General features: G+C 34.8%; 18 protein-coding genes and 1 other annotated feature. Of the genes, 11 read left to right on the top strand and 7 right to left on the bottom strand.

The window, feature by feature from the left end; genetic code table 11:
- The first annotated feature begins 363 nt into the window (after positions 1–363).
- Positions 364–1,551 carry a PLP-dependent aminotransferase family protein gene (locus FD688_RS03535; protein ID WP_138741816.1) on the top strand — a complete coding sequence of 396 codons (1,188 nt, stop codon included), beginning with the start codon at positions 364–366 and terminating at the stop codon, positions 1,549–1,551.
- Positions 1,552–1,594: 43 nt separating this feature from the next.
- Here the strand turns inward: FD688_RS03535 and FD688_RS03530 are convergent, their stop codons facing one another.
- Entirely contained in the window at positions 1,595–3,631 is a 2,037-nt protein-coding gene (locus FD688_RS03530; RefSeq protein ID WP_138741815.1) for a KUP/HAK/KT family potassium transporter, read from the bottom strand.
- A gap of 159 nt (positions 3,632–3,790) precedes the next feature.
- On the opposite strand from FD688_RS03530, the gene FD688_RS03525 reads away from it, so the two are divergent.
- The gene (locus tag FD688_RS03525) at positions 3,791–4,891 is read left to right on the top strand and encodes an SLC13 family permease (RefSeq protein ID WP_138741814.1); all 1,101 of its coding nucleotides are present in this window, start codon (positions 3,791–3,793) and stop codon (positions 4,889–4,891) included.
- Between the two features lie 74 nt (positions 4,892–4,965).
- The gene (locus FD688_RS03520; protein ID WP_138741813.1) at positions 4,966–5,751 is read left to right on the top strand and encodes a glucose-1-dehydrogenase; all 786 of its coding nucleotides are present in this window, start codon (positions 4,966–4,968) and stop codon (positions 5,749–5,751) included.
- Between the two features lie 46 nt (positions 5,752–5,797).
- On the opposite strand, the gene FD688_RS03515 is transcribed toward FD688_RS03520, so the two are convergent.
- Positions 5,798–7,129, bottom strand: coding sequence for an MFS transporter (locus FD688_RS03515; RefSeq protein ID WP_225426097.1), 1,332 nt, complete (start codon positions 7,127–7,129; stop codon positions 5,798–5,800).
- 174 nt (positions 7,130–7,303) lie between these two features.
- On the opposite strand from FD688_RS03515, the gene FD688_RS03510 reads away from it, so the two are divergent.
- Together FD688_RS03510 and FD688_RS03505 are read left to right on the top strand one after the other, a co-directional pair.
- Positions 7,304–8,194 carry a magnesium transporter CorA family protein gene (locus FD688_RS03510; RefSeq protein ID WP_138741811.1) on the top strand — a complete coding sequence of 297 codons (891 nt, stop codon included), beginning with the start codon at positions 7,304–7,306 and terminating at the stop codon, positions 8,192–8,194.
- 240 nt (positions 8,195–8,434) lie between these two features.
- Positions 8,435–9,304, top strand: a complete 870-nt coding sequence (locus tag FD688_RS03505; RefSeq protein ID WP_053795249.1) for a GRP family sugar transporter — start codon at positions 8,435–8,437, stop codon at positions 9,302–9,304.
- Between the two features lie 48 nt (positions 9,305–9,352).
- On the opposite strand, the gene FD688_RS03500 is transcribed toward FD688_RS03505, so the two are convergent.
- Positions 9,353–9,859, bottom strand: a complete 507-nt coding sequence (locus tag FD688_RS03500) for an HdeD family acid-resistance protein (protein ID WP_054449786.1) — start codon at positions 9,857–9,859, stop codon at positions 9,353–9,355.
- 176 nt (positions 9,860–10,035) lie between these two features.
- Between FD688_RS03500 and FD688_RS03495 the strand changes: the two genes are divergently transcribed.
- Positions 10,036–10,362 (top strand): hypothetical protein, encoded by a 327-nt coding sequence (locus FD688_RS03495; RefSeq protein ID WP_138741810.1) that lies wholly within the window; start codon positions 10,036–10,038, stop codon positions 10,360–10,362.
- Between the two features lie 23 nt (positions 10,363–10,385).
- Here FD688_RS03495 and asnS read toward each other — a convergent pair whose 3' ends face one another.
- Positions 10,386–11,774 carry an asparagine--tRNA ligase gene (gene asnS, locus FD688_RS03490; protein WP_138741809.1) on the bottom strand — a complete coding sequence of 463 codons (1,389 nt, stop codon included), beginning with the start codon at positions 11,772–11,774 and terminating at the stop codon, positions 10,386–10,388.
- 58 nt (positions 11,775–11,832) lie between these two features.
- Positions 11,833–12,041: a binding site (T-box leader), on the bottom strand.
- A gap of 157 nt (positions 12,042–12,198) precedes the next feature.
- On the opposite strand from asnS, the gene FD688_RS03485 reads away from it, so the two are divergent.
- The 4 genes from FD688_RS03485 (at position 12,199) to FD688_RS03470 (ending at position 16,417) form a co-directional block, all read left to right on the top strand.
- On the top strand, positions 12,199–12,591 hold the full coding sequence (locus tag FD688_RS03485; protein WP_138741808.1) for a tautomerase family protein: 393 nt from the start codon (positions 12,199–12,201) through the stop codon (positions 12,589–12,591).
- A gap of 304 nt (positions 12,592–12,895) precedes the next feature.
- The gene (locus FD688_RS03480) at positions 12,896–13,858 is read left to right on the top strand and encodes an NAD(P)H-quinone oxidoreductase (protein ID WP_138741807.1); all 963 of its coding nucleotides are present in this window, start codon (positions 12,896–12,898) and stop codon (positions 13,856–13,858) included.
- A 208-nt stretch (positions 13,859–14,066) separates the two neighbouring features.
- A complete protein-coding gene (locus tag FD688_RS03475; RefSeq protein WP_225426096.1) occupies positions 14,067–15,245 on the top strand; it encodes a GH25 family lysozyme in 1,179 nt (392 codons plus the stop codon).
- A 335-nt stretch (positions 15,246–15,580) separates the two neighbouring features.
- Positions 15,581–16,417: a hypothetical protein gene (locus FD688_RS03470; protein WP_138741805.1), complete on the top strand. Its 837-nt coding sequence runs from the start codon at positions 15,581–15,583 to the stop codon at positions 16,415–16,417.
- Positions 16,418–16,442: 25 nt separating this feature from the next.
- On the opposite strand, the gene FD688_RS03465 is transcribed toward FD688_RS03470, so the two are convergent.
- Together FD688_RS03465 and serC are read right to left on the bottom strand one after the other, a co-directional pair.
- Positions 16,443–17,600 carry a 3-phosphoglycerate dehydrogenase family protein gene (locus FD688_RS03465; RefSeq protein ID WP_138741804.1) on the bottom strand — a complete coding sequence of 386 codons (1,158 nt, stop codon included), beginning with the start codon at positions 17,598–17,600 and terminating at the stop codon, positions 16,443–16,445.
- Between the two features lie 5 nt (positions 17,601–17,605).
- Positions 17,606–18,676 (bottom strand): 3-phosphoserine/phosphohydroxythreonine transaminase, encoded by a 1,071-nt coding sequence (gene serC, locus FD688_RS03460; RefSeq protein WP_138741803.1) that lies wholly within the window; start codon positions 18,674–18,676, stop codon positions 17,606–17,608.
- A gap of 326 nt (positions 18,677–19,002) precedes the next feature.
- On the opposite strand from serC, the gene FD688_RS03455 reads away from it, so the two are divergent.
- Complete coding sequence (locus tag FD688_RS03455; RefSeq protein ID WP_138741802.1) at positions 19,003–19,614, top strand: histidine phosphatase family protein; 612 nt, start codon at positions 19,003–19,005, stop codon at positions 19,612–19,614.
- A 28-nt stretch (positions 19,615–19,642) separates the two neighbouring features.
- Here the strand turns inward: FD688_RS03455 and FD688_RS03450 are convergent, their stop codons facing one another.
- Positions 19,643–19,984: a hypothetical protein gene (locus FD688_RS03450; RefSeq protein ID WP_138741801.1), complete on the bottom strand. Its 342-nt coding sequence runs from the start codon at positions 19,982–19,984 to the stop codon at positions 19,643–19,645.
- Positions 19,985–20,020: the final 36 nt, after the last annotated feature.

Raw genomic sequence — 20,020 nt, 5'->3', positions numbered from 1 at the left:
ATTATTAAATATCGCGTTATACATTTTTCCACTCATTTTTATTATCAGTGGAATCAGTGGATCAAATGTAATGTATGTTGTTGGATTTATCCTAGCTGGAATTATTAGCGTTTTAATGGTTCTTATGTATACAACATACATATTTACCCATAAAAAAGGAGAAAGGGCCTTATATCGCATTATTTTACTTATAATCGAAATAATTATACTGCTATTTTGCATTTACGTCGTTTTTTGCTAGGTAATTTATATTAATATTAGAAAATGATTAGAAAACTATTGAAAATTTAATCTCACAGTACTATATTATTGTTAACGCGAAATTTGGCGTTAACTTTTTTATTTAGAATGGAGTGATTTTGTATGGATTTCAAGTTTTCAAGTCGTGTACCGAATGTAGATAATGATGTGGTGGGAGAAATTTTAAAGGTAGCTGGTGATCCAGAAATCATTTCATTTGCTGGTGGGCTACCTGCTCCTGAATTATTCCCGGTGAAAGAAATGCATGAAGCTGCTGATAAGGTTTTTGAAAAGCATGGTGCTGAAGCATTACAATATACCGCTGCAATTGGTAACCCGCATTTACGAGAATTAATCGTAGATCGAATGCAAACCAACAAAGAAGTAACAACTACTGTGGATAATGTTTGTATTACCACTGGTTCAGAACAATCAATTGACTTAGTTGCTAAGATGATGGTTGATAAAGGTGACGTTATCTTAGTTGAAAAACCAACATATCTTTGTGCGTTAGACGTATTCAGAAGTTATGGAGCTAAGGTTGTTGGTGTTGACATGGATGAAGACGGAATGAAGATGGACGTGTTAGAAGAAAAGTTAAACCAATATCCAGATACTAAATTTATCTACACAATTCCTAATTTCCAAAATCCAACTGGTCGTACTATGACTGCTGATCGTCGTGCTAAAATGGTTGAATTAGCCGAAGCGCATGGTGTAACTATTCTAGAAGATGACCCATATGGTGAAATCAGATACTCAGGTGTTGCTGTACCACCAGTTAAACACTTTGATAAGAATGGTACTGTGGTGTACATGAACACATTCTCAAAAATCTTAGCCCCTGGGATGAGATTGGGATGGATTGTGGCCGATAAGAAATTTATCGATATGTTTGTTGTTATGAAACAATCTGCCGACTTACATTCAGATAACTTATCACAATTTATCGTTGCTCAATACATGGAGGACAACGATTTGGATAAACATATTAAGGCAATTTCAGACGTTTATTACGAACGTGCATCTCTTATGTTAAAGGAAATTGACGAACAATTCCCTGCAGGCGTTAAGCATAGTAATCCAGAAGGAGGAATGTTTATCTGGGTAGAGGTACCTGGTAATGTTAATACTATGGACTTATTTAACAACTGCGTTAAGCATAACGTTGCCTTTGTACCAGGTGAACCATTCTATCCGGATGAAGTCATTCCCGGAACATTTAGAATGAACTTCTCCAATATGAAAGAAGATCAAATTCACGAAGGGGTTCGCCGTATGGCTGCAGCCATCGATGAAATGATGAATTAAACACAAATAAAAAGGACTTCCAAATTGGTAAGTCCTTTTTATTTTATATGTTATGTCTTGTATGAATTGAGTGGTAAATCTTTCTTTGTACTAAATATTGATCATGTTGCATGGTAATAAATAGTGGAGAAGATTCTTCAATAACATTACTGAATTCCAAACCATACCATGAGATAGGGGATGCAGTGATGTTTTGTAGGAAGATACGTCCAGAAATTAATTGTCTGTCAAAGGCATTGATTTCTGAGTTCAATGCTAAGTCAGAAGGACGTTCGTTGATGATAACGAATTTAAAGTCACCAACATTACCAGGTTTACCATTTGAAGTATACTTTTGCTTTTGTGGATCAATAACACCTTGTTTAATTAGATAGTTAACAATTTGGTGTAGGTAGATACTTACACTTTGTTGCTTTCTAAATCCAAGGTATAGTTGAACGTCAACGACGTTCTTTGTATCCAACAAGTCAACAGTGTAGTTACTTTCGTAAGGATTACTTGTTTCATTAACAGTAACGAACCAGTATACTTTCGCTCTCTTTGGTTCCTTGTCTAAGATTGAATACATTGTACTACGCTTGATTTGGTAGTCATTTTTAATCTTAGTCATGTATACCAAGTTAGAAGTGTATAGAGGAATTGATTCGTCTTCACTCAAAGCAGATAGTTGGTCTTTGTATTGAGTAAGTGAAACATATTCGCTTTCCTTTTCATAATGGTCACGACGCTTGTTACCGAAGTACCATAGAATCATGACGATTAGAATAGCACCCATGATGATTAGTGTGACGAAACCACCATGCACGAACTTAATAATACTTGCAATGAAGAAGGTAAATTCGATAACAGCAAAGAATGCAGCGATAAAGAAAGCCCATAGTCTTCTCATCTTACCTGAAAGGTATTCAAATAGAAGAACAGTAGTCATAAGCATAGTAATTGTAATTGCTAAACCATAAGCTGATTCCATTCTTTCAGAACTACCGAATGACCAAACAACGATGAAGGTAACAATACATAAGAACCAGTTTACAGTTGAGATGTAAATTTGGCTACGCACGTTACTTGGATGTCTAACAATCATTCGAGGTAAGAACTTAAGACCAATTGCTTCATCAACTAAAGTAAATGATCCAGTAATCAATGCTTGAGAAGCGATGATTGCGGCTAAAGCGGCAATTACAATCGCAAATCCACGAAGTGAATCAGGAAGCATTTCATAGAATGGGTTTAAGTTACTCAAATTAGCAAAATTTGGATTATGAGCGTTGTTAATAACCCAAGCACCTTGCCCTAAGTAATTCATGATTAGGGCAAAGTAAACAAATGGCCATGTACCATAAATGTTCTTCTTACCAACATGTCCCATATCTGAGTACAAAGCTTCAGCACCGGTAGTTGCCAAGAAGATACTACCTAGAATGAAGATACCCGCTTTGTTAACAGGACTGAATAGAATTTCAATCGCATATATTGGATTGAATGCACCTAAAATGGCTGGATATTTTAGCAGGTTCACAATACCCATTACAGCCAAGAAGGTAAACCAGATAAACATTACAGGTCCGAATGAATTACCAATGATTCCAGTTCCAAATCTTTGGATAAGGAACAAAACTAAAAGTACACATGAAGTAATGATTAAGACGTTTTGTTGTGAATTACTAAATGAAATAGGACCAAAATGTTGTCCTTTCAAACCTTCAAGAGCGGATGTTACTGAAACTGCAGGAGTTAAAGTACCATCCGCTAACAATGCAGCACCACCGATTAAAGCAGGCCAAACTAGCCATTTTGCTTTTCTTCTAACCAGAGCGAAGAGGGCGAATATTCCACCTTCACCGTTGTTATCAGCACGCATTGTAATCAATACGTATTTAATTGTTGTAATCACCATTAATGTCCATATGATTAATGAAATTGATCCAATTATGTAGAATGGTTTGATGTTGGCCATTTTACCAGCATTACCAATAATTGAATTCATTACATATAGAGGTGAAGTACCGATATCACCATAAACAATTCCTAAGGTGATTAGCATTCCCATAATGGAAATCTTATCAAATTTAGCTTTCATGACTAAATCCTCCAAAAGTAATTATGTAAAATTCACACATTGATAAGGTACAATTTACCACTTATTTAAGCTAGTTTAAAGAAAAATATGAAAAATATTCCCTTAAATGTTAAATTATAGGTTAACGATAGAAGATTATTACGGGGTGGTGTATAAAAATTGATAAAAACAATTTTTGAAAATATTATTTCAGATGTGGTATTAAAGGTTGTGGTTGCAATCTTTTTAATCATCGCTATATTTAAACCAATGAATTTCAAAGACATTGATTTAAACACCATCGTAATCTTGTTTAACCTAATGTTAATCATCTCGTTAGTGAAACGAGCAAAGATTTTAGCTTACATAAGTAACTCGATTATAAACCATGTCAAAACAACACGCCAAATAACTGCTTATATTACAATTACTTCCTTCATTCTATCTATGTTTGTGACTAATGATGTTGCGATTATTACATTAGTTCCGTTATATATATTAATTGCCAAGCGTTTAAAATTGTCGATAGTTTATCCAACTGTTTTAATAACGATTGCAGCAAACTTAGGGAGTGCTTTTACGCCGATTGGTAATCCACAAAATGTTTTTTTAGTTGAGTTTTATCATATCTCAATTATGTCGTTTTTTTCTCAATCGTTGATATTATTAGTAATGGGAATGGCCTCATTGATAGTATTAATTTTATTCAGTGAAAATAAGCCAATACAAGATACATCGACTGAATTAATAAGTATTAATAAAATACATCTGCTGATGATTGGTGGATTATTTATACTTGTCCTACTATCTCAGTTCTCAATACTATCAATTTGGATTGATACGATAATTACTTCGCTAGTCGTTGAAGGATTTTCTCCTAGAAGTATCTCTGATGTTGATTACTCATTATTGTTGTCGTTTGTATTCTTTTTCTTGATAGTAGGGATGCTCAGTCGAATTGATATAGTGGTTTCATTGATTCATCAATTCACACAAGATGGCATTCATACCTATATAACGTCAGTCATAACAAGTCAGTTTATCAGTAATGTTCCAGCATCAGTACTATTGTCCAAATTTTCGGCTGATTTTACATCAATCTATTATGGAGTGTCGATTGGTGGATTAGGAACATTGGTCGCATCATTGGCTAATTTATTAGCGTATAAACAAATATCGCTTAATGTTCCACAAGCCAGTGGTAAATTTTTGAAGAAATTTACTTTCATCAATATAATATTATTGTTAGTGTTGTCATTGTTAAAGATTATCTTAATTTAATGTCAGAAAATTTCATTTATTGGAATTTGTGTCATAATTAAAATAATGAATTCTTTTGGAAAGGAATGATTTTAATGTACACAGATTTAAATGGAAAGGTAGCAGTTGTTACTGGTGCCTCAAAAGGAATTGGAAAGGCGATTGCACTTCGTTTAGCTCAAGAACATATGAAGTTAGTATTTAACTATCATTCAGATCAAAATGGTGCACAAGAAGCTGTTGATCAAATTCGTGAAAACGGAGGAGACGCAGTTGCCGTTCAAGCTGATGTTTCAAAAGAAGAAGATATAAATAAGTTAGTTAAGACAGCTGTTGAGGAATTCGGTGATATGGATTTATTCATCAATAACGCTGGAATGGAAAAAGAAACACCAACTCACAAGTTAGCTCTTGAAGATTGGAAACGAGTAATTAATGTTAACTTAACTGGTACTTTCTTAGGTACTAAGGCCGCATTAAATTACTTCTTGGATCATAATCGTGAAGGAAACATTATTAACATGTCTTCAGTTCATCAATTAATTTCATGGCCACATTTTGCTGATTATGCTGCATCAAAAGGTGGTAGCAAACTATTCACTGAAACAGTTGCCAAGGAATATGCTGAACAAGGCATTCGTGTAAACGGAATTGCTCCTGGTGCAATTAACACACCAATCAATGCTAAGAAGTTCGCAGATCCGGAATTATATGCACAAACTGCTGAATTAGTTCCAATGAACCGTATCGGTAAACCAGAAGAAGTGGCTGCAGCCGCTGCATGGTTAGCTTCTACAGAATCATCATACGTAACTGGTGAAACCATCTATGTTGATGGTGGTATGAAGCTATACCCAGAATTTAAAGACGGTCGTGGATAAAATTCCACAAAAAAAGATGGTATCTATTAGATGCCATCTTTTTTATTTATAGTGCACTGCTACCAAAATCACGAGGTTGAATAAATACTTCGATGATTGGATATAACATTAGGATTCCTAAGAAGATGAACCCATATTCGTATGCAGTATTAACGCTGACAAAACTTGATAGCGCTGATACAACCACGGTAATTAGTGAAACACCCAAACCCTGTGCCATGGTTTGTAGTACTGAACTTAATGTATTTGCTGAGTTTCTTTCATCCATTGGTATTTCAGAGAAGGTAACGGCGTTGTAGCATGTAAGTGCCAGTGAACGACCGCATCCTGAAATAAATGCTAGACCAGCGATGATGAAACCAATTGTAGTAGGTTGGATCCATGCTAATGCAGCAGTACTGATTCCAACAGTAAATAGTGCAATTAATAATGAAGCTTTATATTTAATATGTCTGATAATCACGTTGGTAAATGGCTTGATACCAATATTTCCGATGAAAACGAAAATGACATAGTATCCAGCAACCAATGCTGACCAGTGAAATACGGTCTGTAAATATACGGTCAATAGGTAAGGAAGGGCACCAACTGATAACCATAAGAAAGTTCCACCAGTTTGGTAGATTCTAAACGAACTGACTTTTAATGCCTTAATATCAAAAAGTGGGTTTTCCACATGTGATAAGTGATATCCGACAACTAAAATCATCAATAGACCAATTAGGACTAAAATACCAGCGGTTGGCCAGTATTGACGACCGTAAGTGGCAATTTCAGCTCCAATTAGGATAAAACCAGATGAGATTGCGATTTCGATAAAACCTAGGAAATCAAATTTAGTGTTGCTTTTTTGAGTATCTTTTTCAACTAACTTAATACCAATAATAATCGCTAATAAACCAATTGGCACGTTAATTAAGAAAATCCATTGCCAAGTAAGATACTTCACGAAGAATCCACCAATGATAGGTGCAATTGCAGGTGCGATTAGCGCTGGCCATACCAAGTAGTTGGCCATTCTAAGTAATTGGTTTGAAGGAGTCTTCTCTAACATGATTAATCGAGCAGTAGGTGTCATTAAAGATCCAGCAAAACCTTGAATAAAACGACTCACTAATAGGAACGAGAATGTTGGTGCAATAGCATCACCTAAAGAACTTAATACGAATAGTAGGGTTGCTAATAGCCAAGCATTTTTCTTACCAATTCGTTTAGCAATCCATCCACTTAAAGGAATAAAGATTGCCATGGTAATAAAGTAGATACTTACCGTTAGTGATAATGAAGAAGTTGGGACGTTCAGACTTCTTCCGATATACGGTAAAGCAGTTGTTACGATTGTCGCATCAAGAAATTGCATGAAAAGACTAGAAGCCATTAATAGTGCGACTTTAATATAATTGCTGATAATAAATCAATTCCTTTCCTATAAGTATGCTTAAAAAGTATATCATAAATTTTTTTTAAGATTAATGTAATGATTTGACTGAATAAAGTGATACTGGAATAATAAAAAATATATTGACGTACGTAATAAAAGGGGGCAATTTGATTGATTAAGATTCATCAACTAACCGATTCAACATGGGTTGAAATGGTCGATGCCAACACCAAAGAGGTTGTTGAAACCATCGATGAATACAAACTACCAAATATCTTAAAAGGGTATATGCTTGATGCTCATGAACATTCACGTTTTGAATATGATCCAGTCAAGAAATACTCTGTTATGATTATGCGCGCGCTAATCAGTGGACAAGATGAAAATGTACAAACTTCACCAGTAGTTATTGCTTTTACAAATGATTTAATTATTACCAAGAGTGATTCAAGATACCGTATCAAACAGGAAACAAGATGTAATAAGTTTGATATGGTATTTAATATGTTGCAACGAATCAACAAGCCATACATGAATAAACTAGATCAGATTAATGAATCTGTGGAAAATCTACAAAATAAACGTAGTAAAAACAGTGTTAATAATCGACACTTAAATGAAATTGCAATTCTAAAAAATGACTTGGTATATTTAAAGACAGCTACGGCTGCCAATATCATGTCGATTAATCAACTACAAAAGTCTAGTGATAACTTTGAAATTCCGATTTCATTCAACCAACGTCAAGATCAACACATTGACGACGTCGCCGTTGAATATGAAGAAAGTAAGTACATGTTTGACGTTCTAGACGAAATTGTTAGTCAGATTGAGGATACATACAGTAATATTATTAATAATAATCTAAATGATGTTATGAAGGTGTTGACTGTTTGGTCGTTAATCTTAGCCATTCCACCAATCATAAGTGGATTTTATGGGATGAATGTGAATGTCCTTCCATTTGCTAACAGCAGTTGGTCATGGTTCTTCACATTGGTTATCACTGTAGCTATTATTTATTGGATGATTTACTACCTAAAGAAACATCACGATTTATAAAATCACAAAGCTGATTATGTTTTCATAGTTGGCTTTTTGTTTGAATTAGGAAAGAAAAGTGATGTGAAATATTAAGAAAATGTAAAAGTTATAATTAATTAATGTAAGCGCTTTACTATGCATTGGAATGAATGTATAATGAAAAATGTTAAATGGTGGAGTAAAGACTATCGTATTACTACACTAGAAGAAAAACAGAAATTATAATTATAATCAGAGTATAAAAAAGGAAGTGTTAAGATGGATATCTTAATCGGAATATTACCTGCTCTTCTATGGGGGGTAGGACCACTAATTGCTACCAAGTTTGGTGGTAAACCTGTTGAACAAGTGTTAGGAACTGGATATGGTCAATTAGCAATTGGTATTATTATTTACCTATTTACTAGACCGGCTATTTCATTTCAAGAATTCCTATGGCCATTCTTAGGTGGGGTTGCATGGGCAGTTGCTCAATACATGCAATTCAGCTCATTTACTAAGATGAATGTTTCTACCGCAATGCCTATCTCAACTGGTCTTCAATTAATTGAAATTCCACTTTGTGGAGTTATCTTCTTTGGTGAATGGGGATCACCTTTAGCTAAGTTAATCGGTTTCTTAAGTATCGCACTATTGATTCTAGGAACTACTTGTACTAGTTACGTTGATAAGGGAGTTGTTAGAAAGAAACTTGATTACAAAGCTGGTATGCCATTATTAATCATTGGATCATTTGGTTACACTGCATGTTCTGTTTTCCCAAGAATTACTAATGCTTCTGGACTAGTTGGATTGTTACCACAAACATTTGGTATGTTCTTAGGTGCTGTTGTTGTTACATTTGTATTAAACGGTAAAGAAGCATTTGGTTACTTAAAATCAAAGGTTACATTCAAGAGTGGAATCATTGGTCTATTAGGTGGACTAGGTACTTTAGCATACTTAACTTCATTGAAGTTAAATGGTGTTGCTAACGCATTCCCACTAACTCAAATGAACGTTGTTGTTTCAACTTTAGGTGGATTAATCATTCTAAAGGAAAACAAAAACAAGAAAGAAATTATTTTCACAGTTATCGGTTTATTAATGATTGTGGTTGCCGCAATTCTAATCGGTCACTTAGAATAATCAAATATAAAAAAGACCTACCATTATTGGTAGGCCTTTTTTTTGGATTTAAATTGAATGAACGATCATTAAGATTCCGCTCACTAGGAAGAAAATTCCAACCAAGAAAGCAACTGATAACGCAGATGCCACTGGGGAAATTAATAATAAAATACCAACGATTATACCTAAGATAGCAAAGACTACATCCATAATGTAGTAACCGTGGCTGACATCTTTAACATATTTAGCAAGTGATAATGCTGTTAGTGAGTCTAAAATGAACATAATTGCAAAGAAAATAGCAATGTATAACATTCCAAATGCACCGTTGAATAGCATTAAGACACCGATTAAGATATCCAAAATACTGTTAAAAATGATCCAACCCTTTGAGTCGAAGACATCACGCATATGGGTAAGCTTAAAAATACCTCTAATGATCGAAAATACTGCAACAATAAGTACAACAGTACTAAATGCTACATCAGGTCTAGATACTGAAATAATTCCAGCAATTACTCCCAAAATGCCGACGATAAATGAGAATGGATCAAATTCATTGATTCTATTCATAAATTTCACCTCTTTTAGTTGAGATTACCTTAATTATAATTCAATCTAATATTACAAAATCAATTTAAAACGTTTTTTAAGTAATTTTTAAGGTTTATTTTTTAAGGGGAATTGTTTTAAACTATTTAGAATTATCGGTATAATTAGCAATAATTTAAATGATTGAAGGAAAAATAATGGGTAGAGTAATTACAGTTTTAGAACGTCACAAAAACCTCATCAAGGTTAAGTTCAGAGGTGAGTTTGGTTACTTCTTTCCAGACACGAATTTAGTTAATCAATCAGCCAATGTTGAAACCTTTGTTGATGCCGAAAAGACACTGGCAAAATATTTAGTCAAAGAAGATGATCAACTAATCATGGTGCCACGTGGCTTTGATGTCGATGATTTATTATTCATTGTCCAAGCAATTTCAAAAGAAGAAATCAAAGCAGGTAACGAGGGTGATTTAGGCATCTTTGAGATTAATCCCGAGGGCAAAATAAAAAGACAGGCAGAATAATCTGCTTGTCTTTTTAAAATGTATTAGAATTTAGCGCTACCTGGTTCACGTGGGAATGGGATAACATCTCTAATGTTTTCCATACCAGTAACGTACATAACTAGACGTTCGAAACCAATACCGAAACCGGAATGCTTGATTTCACCGTACTTACGTAGGTCTTCGTACCAGTCATATTCTTCTGGATTTAAATCAAACTCTTTGATTTTGTCGTTTAAAACGTCGTAACGTTCTTCACGTTCACTACCACCAACAATTTCACCGATACCTGGTACTAAACAGTCAGCAGCGGCAACAGTTTTACCATCATCGTTATCACGCATGTAGAAAGCTTTGATATCTCTTGGGTAATCAGTTAAGAAAGTAGGGCGCTTGTAAACATCTTCACACAAGTATCTTTCGTGTTCAGATTGTAAATCAATTCCCCATTCAACCGGAACTTTAAATTCAACATCTGCATCTTGAAGTAATTTAACAGCATCAGTGTAGGTGACACGAGCAAAGTCTTCACTAGCAGTCTTTTGTAACTTTTCGATTAGACCTGGTTTAACATTTTTATCTAGGAATTCTAGTTCGTCTTTAGCATGATCTAAAACGTAGTTGATAACATATTTTAGTAAACCTTCAGCGACATCCATCATACCTGGTAGGCGAGTGTATGCCATGTCTGGTTCAATCATCCAGAATTCTGAAGCATGACGAGGAGTGTGTGAGTTTTCAGCTCTAAAAGTAGGACCGAAAGTGTATACATTCTTGAATGCCATGGTAAATGCTTCTTCTGGAAGTTGACCACTAACAGTTAGGTTAGTTTCAGTCTTGAAGAAGTCCTTTGAGTTGTCTACGTGACCTTGGTCATCCTTTGGAAGGTTATCCATGTCCATAGTTGTAACTCTGAACATTTCACCGGCACCTTCAGTATCACTACTTGTGATGATTGGGGTGTTAACGTAAACGAAGTCATTGTGTTGTAGGTATTCGTGAACTGCAAACGCAGCTAAAGAACGAATTCTAAATACTGAGTAGAATGTATTAGTACGTGGACGCAAGTGAGCGATAGTACGTAGGAATTCGTAAGAAGTCTTTTTCTTTTGTAGAGGATAGTCAGAGTCTGAACGACCAACTAGTTCTACTTTTTCTCCGTGTACTTCAAAAGGTTGGGGAGCATCTGGAGTCTTCACAAAGGCACCTTCAACAGTAATTGTTGAAGCGATTGGAAGCTTACTGATTTGTTCAAAGTTTTCGTTACTCTTTTTAACGATAATTTGAGCGCTCTTGAAGCAAGAACCATCGTTTAATTCGATAAAACTAATGTTTTTTGATCCACGAATGGTTTTAATTGAACCTTCAAGAGAAACTGTTGTGTTATCTTCTAGATCTTTTGTATATAGATCTTTAACACTAAGTTGTGTCATGTGATTCACGCCTTTCCGTAAACTATAAATAGCGGTAAATAAAAAACTTTCGCCCCAAAATTAGGACGAAAGTTCCGCGGTACCACCTAAAGTGCCTATAAATAGGCCACTCAATCAAATAACGCATTAATGCACGTTCGTTTCTACAAAAGATTCAAAACGAAAACAAATAGGTGTTATTCATTGATGAAAGTATTATTAAGCTCTCACTATCCTTAACTCGCTGCTAAGATTCATCAATTACTCATCCGTATTTATAGTTCTATCATATTAACTATTTTCACATTTAAATATTACCACTATTTTGACATCAATTACAATATAAAAGTAGGGCAAAGACAAAAAAGCATATTGATTGCATTAGATATGTAAATATTGGATAATGAATCCATCAAATACTTATTTTATGTAAGGAGAACGAAAAATGCCAAAAATGAATATTGACGTAATCAAGGGCCACGACCGAGATTACTTAAAGCAACTAATGGATATTTCCTACCATGTCATGTTAGACTGCTTCGGTGCTCCAGACGGAGATAGATATCAAATTCTAACTCAACATGAAGACTTTGAAATGAATATTTTAGATACCGGACTAGGTTTTGATCGTACCAACGACGTTGTCGTATTTAGTCTTACCACTAGACCAAGAACTAAGGAACAAAAGTTGAAATTCTACCACGACTTGGCTGAACAACTGGAAGACAAGCTAGGTATCAAGAAGACCGACTTAATGATTAACTTAACTACCAATACCGATGAAGACTGGAGTTTTGGAAATGGAGTCGCTCAATTTATTGATGATCCACTAAAATAAAAAAAGTGCGGTTATTGAGCCGCACTTTTTATGTAGAGTTAGTTTGTAAGTTAAGATAACAAGCTGAGTTGAAAAGGTGTATCAAGTTATCAGCTTCAACTCGATAATAGCACGATACCGCGGCATCGTGAACTAAAAGTTTAGTAACAAAGTATAAGATATGTAAGTAGAAATATTAAATGAAATAAATATAATTTAATCACTGGGTTAAAAGTAGCTAATATATTTTTTTAGAAACTAGTAAATACACTGATTAGACACGTTGTCTATCTTAAACGAAAATAAAAGAGAGAGGATTATATATATGAAAGTGGTTAATATTGCCAGCGCAAAAAAATCGAATTCATTGGTTGATGTCCCCATGCCAGAACTAAAAGAGGGGGATGTTTTGGTCAAAATCCATGCAGTCGGCGTTAATCATGTTGATTTGTTATGGGCGGATCAAAAGGTTAAATCAGACGATACAATTTTAGGTTTGGAAATGGCTGGTGAAGTCGTTGACGGAAATAATACTAAGTATAATGTAGGAAATCGCGTAATGGGATTGATAGATAACGGTGGATATGCTGAATACATCGCAGTTCCGGCAGAACGATTAATGCCAATTCCAGCCAACATTGATTACAAGAGAGCAGCCACGATTCCAGAGAGTTTTCTAACCGCTTATCAAACGCTATTTACCATCGGAGATCTGCATGATAATCAAACTGTTTTAATTCATGCGGGAGCTAGTGGGGTAGGAACCGCTGCTATTCAATTAGTTAAGCAACTTACCAAGGCTACCGTCATTACAACTTCAAGCACTAAAAAGGTTGATATCTGTTTGGAATATGGTGCAGATTACGCAATTGATTATCGCAATAGTGACTTTGCGGAAGAAGTGAAAAGAATAACCAATGGACATGGGGCGGATCTAATTTTAGATTTTATTGGTGCAAGTTATTATCAACAAAATATTCAATCAGTTGCATTGGATGGCCAAGTGATTTTAATTGGAAATCTAGGTGGAAGCGAGATTAAAAATATTAATATTATGGACATTATTGGGAAGAGAATCACCATTACTGGAACTTTGCTTTCAACCAGAAGTAACGAGTATAAAGCCCAATTGATTACTGATTTTAGCAATGACGTTTATAATTTGTTAGCAGATGATAAAATTAAGTTATATGTAAGCAATGAATTTGATTTATCTGAATCGGAACAAGCTTTAACATGTATGCGTGAAAAACAAAACACCGGTAAAATTATCTTAAATGTTAAGTAGAAAGACGCCTAATATGGGCGTTTTTTATTGTTTTGAAAAATGTCAAGATTAAAAATTTTACAATTTGTAATTAAACATTTAATAATTTGTAAAGAAATTGGGAAAAATTGTAACTTGTGTATATCATTCTTGCAATATTTAGATTGTACAATAGAGATAATCATAATTGTTAAAGGATGAGAGTATGTATAAACTAAAGTATTTATTGATGAGTTTTGGGGTTGCGTTGATTGGATTTCTATGTATTTCTGTCACTTCTGTGAAGGGTAATGCTGTGTCCAACAACGTTTACGATTTATCTGAATGGCAAGGTAACTTCACTGATAGTCAAGTGAAGACGTTGAAGAATGAAGTACCTTTCGTAATTCTTCGTGTTCAATTCGGTAGTGCATACAATGATAAGACCTTTGCCCACAACGTTGCTTTAATGAAGAAGTATGGTGTTCCATACGGTGTATATTCATTTAGTCAATATACCAGTCCTTCAGATGCAGCTAGTGAGGCAAAAACGCTATACAGTCGTGCTCCAGAAGCTAGATTCTATGTTAACGATTATGAACAACAAACTGTTAAGTCAGGTGGAACTAATGCTGCTACCAAAGCTTGGGTTAACGCATTAAGACCATTAGTCGGAAATAGAAAAATTCTTTTCTACTCCTACCAAAGTTTTATGGTTTCTCATGCAGCTGATGCTGTTAGTTCATATGATGGTTATTGGTTAGCCGCTTACCAAACAAATGAACCACAAAGAGAACATGTTTTATGGCAATATACAGATCATTTCTATTCTCCAGCATTGAACCAATACGTTGATGCAAGTGTATTAACACAAAAAAATAGTTCTTGGTTTATTGATGCAACAAATAACAGTAACAATAACAAACCAAGTAAGCCAAAATCTAATGTGAAATACACAAAGGAAAACAAGACATTAACTGTTAAGACTGCCGTAAAGTATAACTTCTATAACCATGTTCCTGGAAACAATTACTTTAGTGAACTTCACAGAACTCACTATGGTCGTACATTCCATGGTAAGAATGTTACGGTAGATTTAAAGGCAACCGTAAATGGTGGTACTTATTATCGTGCATACGAAAATGGTAAGTTATTAGGCTGGATTAACCAAAACGGATTAGGCCCACACATTAGTTATTCTAAAGTTAACATGTATAAAAAAGTTAAGTTAAATAGTAACTACAGATTCTATAACCATGTAACACAAAGCCATTTCGCTGATTTCAAGACAACTGGAACAGCAAAAGAGTTTGCTGGTAAGACTGTCCACATTACTGGTCGTGCAATTAAAGATGGTTGGAAAACTTATTACTACAAATGCTATTACAAAGGTAAGTTAATCGGCTGGATTTACCAACGTGGAATTTAGTAAATAAAAAGACATCGTTTAGACACGATGTCTTTTTTTATGCAAAAAATGATAAAAATTTAAATTTTCTTCATTAGAAAAATGTATAAAAAATAATGATAATCATTATTAAACTGTTATCTTTATGGATGTTTATATAATAAATGTATAAAAATGATAAACTTACTTAAGAGAAAATTAACCATCTTACACCTTTCTTAATATTATGAAACATTATATAATCTTTTGAGTAATCTTAAGAAAAAATTAAGGAATTAAGAGAGGACAGAAAAATTTTACCGCTGAAAAAATTTTTAAAGACAGTCATTATTGTAGGAATCGTTTCATCAGGATTAATGATGGCAAATACACAACGGGTTAGTGCCAAAGTATCGAGCGACACCCAGGTTGGTTTAAAGAAAGATGCTAAATTATACGACACATATAAAATTAAAAAGATTAAAACAAAATCTGCTAAAAAATATTTTGGTAAAGAATCATTATACGAAAAGAAATCCGCTAAAGTTAAGAAGACTACATATAAGTTTGTCCAAAGCAAGAATGGAACCAAATCAGGCTGGATGAAATCCACTGATTTATATGTTGTGAAGAGAAAGATTACTACCAAATCTAAATATACACTTACACCACGTATAAATGATTCATCTGATTTGGATAGTCGACAATTAACTCAACTATCCGACAGCCAAATTAAGTCACGAATCAGGGAAAAGTTCATTAACTTTGTTCAAGGACAAAGAAAAAATACTGATAATGGATCGTGGGTTTCTAGCAATGGATTAAACAAGGTGGCTCAAGAACGAGCCAACTATGTTGATCCAACAATGGGGGAAGCTTCACATTACACTACTAGAAATGGAAAACGCCATCGTCAAGAAGCTGCCATCTTAGATGGACAACGAATGAAGATAGTTAAGAATCAAAATGACATCTATGAATCTAATGGTTACGCCACTCTAGACAAGAACTACTACCACATCTCAGATTACGTTAAGTATTTTAACGAAATGATTACTGACGATGGTGCATCTGGTGATAGTCATAAGATACAATTGTTGGGTAACGAGGCAAAAGGACTAAGATACTATGGAATTGGATTAAGAGTGATTAGAACTGATTATACCGTTCAAGTAAACATTGTTATCTTATCAGCTGATACTAAGTACAGATAAAAAGGAGCTCAAAGAGCTCCTTTTTTTATTTTCGTTTGATAACGCGAACTCGAATGACTTCGTTAATGGATTGTAAATCATTTAATAGTTGATTGGTTGGCTCGTCGCAAAAGTCAACCATAGTATAGGCCATTTCACCTTTAGCGCCATTACTCATTTGGTTAATGTTAAAGTTGTTTTGAGCAGCTTTAGTGGCAATTTGACCAACCATGTTTGGGATATTCTTATGAATCAAAGTGATTCGATAAGGTGAGTGCATTGAAACATTCATGTTTGGTAGATTCAATGATTGTGATAGGTTACCAGTTTCTAGATAACGTTGGATAATTTTAGCACCTCTGACTGCACCATTTCCTTCAGCTTCTACTGTTGATCCACCAATGTGAGGGGTAATTACGACATCCTTTCTATTCATTAAGACATCATCACCGAAGTCGGTAATGTATGAAGCTACTTTTCCTTCGTCTAAGGCATCGACGACTGCTTGATTGTTCACGATACCTAGACGAGCGTAGTTTAAGATGTGTACGCCTGGTTTCATTTGTTTAATTGCTTTTGTATCGATTAGGTCGGTGGTTTCATCATTCTTAGGTACGTGTACTGTTACAATATCGGCATCCTTAATTGCATCCTCTAAGGTATTGGCACGAGTGATATCACTTTCAATGCGCCAAGCGGCATCTGATGATAGGTAAGGGTCGTATCCGACAACATCCATTCCTAAGTCATTAGCTGCATTAGCAACTAGTGAACCAACGTGACCTAAACCAATCACGGCTAAGGTTTTATCTCTGATTTCGGTTCCTTTAAAACGAGGATCGATTTTCTTCATTTTTGAGATATCAGCGTGAAGGTTATTAGCTGAAAAGTTAGCAACTGGGAATAGATGACGGACAGACGCAATAATCATTGATAAGACGACTTCTTTCACGGCATTGGCATTACTTCCAGGAGTGTTGAAGGCAGCGATTCCTAATTCTGATAATCGGTCGATTGGTAGGTTATTAAAACCAGCACCAGCTCTAACAATTACCTTTAAGCTACCAGGAAATTCAGCGTCTAACATATTAGCTGACCTGATTAGATATGCATCTGGATTGTCGCCTTGGTTGATTTGGTACTTATCACTGAATTTATCTAAACCATCCTGAGAAATGGCATTGAAAGTTTTAACGTTATACATAATTATTACCCCCGAGTTTGTTCAAATTTAGTTAGGACATCAATTAGCTTTTCAACACCTTCGATTGGCATTGCATTGTATAGGCTGGCACGAAGGCCTCCGATACTCCTGTGACCTTTTAGACTGATTAATTCGTGGTTAGCGGCGAAGTCGACGAATTGTGAGTCTAATTCATCGTCATTAGTAGTGAAGACGATGTTGGTGTATGAGCGTTCTTCTTTTTTTACGTTGTTATGGAATAGTCTGGATTGATCTAAATAGTCATATAACATGTTGCTCTTTTGAATATCTCTTTTTTCCATCTCAGAGATTCCGCCGTTGTCTAATAACCATTGGGTAGTTAGTTTTGCAGCATAAATTGGAAATACTGGTGGTGTATTGAACATTGAATCTTTCTTGACATATGATTCATAGTTTAGAATCGTTGGGATATGTTTAGCTGGATTAATTAAGTCGTCTCTGACAATTACAATTGTTAGTCCGGCTGGAGCCAAGTTCTTTTGTGCACCCGCAAAGATAAGACCAAAGTCGTTTACATCATATTTTTCAGCCATGAAGTTGGATGACATGTCACCAACTAATGGAGTATCTTTGACATTTGGTAAATGATTGGGATGGTATGTAGAGCCTTCAATCGTGTTGTTGATGGTTACATGCAAGTAATCATAAAGTGACTCATCAAAATCAACACCTGGGTATGGGAGTTGGCCATCTTGATTAATTACATCAATTCCATATCCAAGTTGTTCAGCTTCTTGGTAAGCTTTTTTGTTCCAGTGCCCACTGTCTATAAAGGCAATATTTTCTCTGTGGTTAGCTAAGTTCAACGGAACAGCGGCAAACTGACCAGTCCCACCACCTTGGCAGAAAAGAATATGATAGTTATCAGTAACATGCATTAGTTCCTTGATGTTTTGCTTAGCATCATTTAATACATTTTCAAACAGGGTGCTACGGTGTGAAATCTCTAAAATACTCATTCCACTATATTCAAACGATGGCAATTCACGTTGGATTTGCTCAATAACTGGTTTCGGCATTACTGCAGGACCAGCTGAAAAATTATATACAGTCACAATTATCACTCCCAAAAATAGATTAGATGAAATAAAAAAGCCCCACAGAGACAGTTCTGTGGGGCCACTACTACAAGTGTATTGTCTTTATGACCCCACAAAATGTTAACCATCTATGCAGGGCACAAGTTTCGTATAAATAGGCCTACATAAATGGATGTGTAGACCAGGAAGAGACAATTAAATTATTAATATTTGCATTTCTTAACATTTTAATTACCTCCTCCTTTAATTTAACCAAATTCTAACATACATATAATAGCTTGCAAACAAAAATGTTATAATAAATCAAAATATACGTGTTTCATCGAAAGGAGAGTTTTATTTTGACTGAGTTTTATTTTGTTCGCCACGGTAAAACATTCGCCAATCAACAGGGGGTAAAGCAGGGGACGATTAATTCTGAAATTACATATTTATCTGATATAGGAAAGCAACAGGCACATCATTTGCATAATCATTTTGATATTAGTTTTGCTGATAAAATTTATGCTAGTCCACTTCAAAGAACTTTGGATACAGCAGATTACTTAAACGCTGGTGTAGACTTACCAATTGAAAAAGACGAACGTTTGCTAGAAATTTCATATGGTAAGTGGGATGGTCAATCTAATGCAGAATTGATGAAGACATATCCTGAAGTGTTTGATGATGAGTTAAAAGATTTATTACCAAGTTATGCAGTTCTCGCTGATGGGGAAACTTTTGAACACGTTACCAGTCGGGTGAGTGAATTTATGGAAGAAATTGCGCATAAAAACCCTAACGGGAAATTTGTGGTGGTTTCACATGGCTTCACCGTAAAGGCAGCCATGATAGTAGCATTAAAACAGCAAAATGATCCGATGTCAGTAATTGAACCAGACAATACATCGGTGACTAAGATTAGATTGAAAAATAATCAATATTATGTGGATTACTTTAATCGATTGTACTAAAAAAAGAGCCATTATTGGCTCTTTTTATTCAAACGTTTATTGTAATCTGAATTGTTAATATAATTGTGGAAAGTGATACGATAATTGTCTCATTAAATGGGAACTGACTTGCTAGTCCGATTATAAAGACTTCTATCAGTAAGATGATGAAAGAAGCTAATAATAGCTTCTTCTTATTTGCTGAAATAAAAGTAAAAATAATCTGAAATAAGTTGATAAATGTAATCAGCACTCCTAACAAAATGGTGTGCTGATTGGTGTTATCCCCAATAATTAATGGTAAAGCTATGTATGTAAATGTGAATAGGTTAATAAATGATCCGATGAGTTGGAACCCACCTGCAACAACATCTTTACGAATCTTTTTCACTTCCTTCTATTAATATCAATCCTCATAAAACTACCA

Origin of the sequence: Apilactobacillus kunkeei (genome assembly GCF_005930975.1) — a bacterium.
Classification (GTDB): domain Bacteria; phylum Bacillota; class Bacilli; order Lactobacillales; family Lactobacillaceae; genus Apilactobacillus; species Apilactobacillus kunkeei_E.
This window is presented reverse-complemented; position numbering and strand designations above follow the sequence as displayed.

What these genes read in the sequence shown, in the direction of transcription:
- FD688_RS03505 (WP_053795249.1), top strand. Translation starts at nt 8,435, where the DNA reads ATGGATATCTTAATCGGAATATTACCTGCTCTTCTATGGGGGGTAGGA.
- FD688_RS03470 (WP_138741805.1), top strand. Translation starts at nt 15,581, where the DNA reads ATGATGGCAAATACACAACGGGTTAGTGCCAAAGTATCGAGCGACACC.
- FD688_RS03465 (WP_138741804.1), bottom strand. Translation starts at nt 17,600, where the DNA reads ATGTATAACGTTAAAACTTTCAATGCCATTTCTCAGGATGGTTTAGAT.
- FD688_RS03530 (WP_138741815.1), bottom strand. Translation starts at nt 3,631, where the DNA reads ATGAAAGCTAAATTTGATAAGATTTCCATTATGGGAATGCTAATCACC.
- FD688_RS03495 (WP_138741810.1), top strand. Translation starts at nt 10,036, where the DNA reads ATGGGTAGAGTAATTACAGTTTTAGAACGTCACAAAAACCTCATCAAG.
- FD688_RS03535 (WP_138741816.1), top strand. Translation starts at nt 364, where the DNA reads ATGGATTTCAAGTTTTCAAGTCGTGTACCGAATGTAGATAATGATGTG.
- FD688_RS03485 (WP_138741808.1), top strand. Translation starts at nt 12,199, where the DNA reads ATGCCAAAAATGAATATTGACGTAATCAAGGGCCACGACCGAGATTAC.
- asnS (WP_138741809.1), bottom strand. Translation starts at nt 11,774, where the DNA reads ATGACACAACTTAGTGTTAAAGATCTATATACAAAAGATCTAGAAGAT.
- FD688_RS03480 (WP_138741807.1), top strand. Translation starts at nt 12,896, where the DNA reads ATGAAAGTGGTTAATATTGCCAGCGCAAAAAAATCGAATTCATTGGTT.
- FD688_RS03520 (WP_138741813.1), top strand. Translation starts at nt 4,966, where the DNA reads ATGTACACAGATTTAAATGGAAAGGTAGCAGTTGTTACTGGTGCCTCA.
- FD688_RS03515 (WP_225426097.1), bottom strand. Translation starts at nt 7,129, where the DNA reads ATGGCTTCTAGTCTTTTCATGCAATTTCTTGATGCGACAATCGTAACA.
- FD688_RS03475 (WP_225426096.1), top strand. Translation starts at nt 14,067, where the DNA reads ATGAGTTTTGGGGTTGCGTTGATTGGATTTCTATGTATTTCTGTCACT.
- FD688_RS03500 (WP_054449786.1), bottom strand. Translation starts at nt 9,859, where the DNA reads ATGAATAGAATCAATGAATTTGATCCATTCTCATTTATCGTCGGCATT.